Source organism: Bradyrhizobium uaiense, assembly GCF_010811875.1.
Lineage (GTDB): Bacteria > Pseudomonadota > Alphaproteobacteria > Rhizobiales > Xanthobacteraceae > Bradyrhizobium > Bradyrhizobium uaiense.
Genome location: NZ_VKHP01000988.1, coordinates 1 through 241, shown reverse-complemented (window position 1 = coordinate 241; position 241 = coordinate 1). Strand labels below are relative to the sequence as shown.

Below are 241 nucleotides of genomic sequence, written 5' to 3'. Positions count from 1 at the left end.
AGGCTGCAAAATGCTCCGGCCCGAGCCGGCGCTCGGATGTATCAAAATAGGTAAGGTTGCCGGTACGGACATTGACCGCGCCGACACTGACGCGTACCTCGCCAGCATTCAGTCGATCGAAGTCGACGGCGAGCACTATTGGGATGGCGGCGTCGTCTCGAACACGCCTCTGTCCCGCGTACTGTCGAGCGAACCGCGACACCCTGACCTTCCAGGTCGATCTCTGGTCGGCGCGAGGCCG

1 pseudogene is annotated in these 241 nt (G+C 62.7%); it reads right to left on the bottom strand.

Annotation, left to right across the window (positions count from 1 at the left end):
• Positions 1-127: pseudogene (locus FNJ47_RS52605) on the bottom strand (patatin-like phospholipase family protein); the annotation flags it as partial.
• Positions 128-241: the final 114 nt, after the last annotated feature.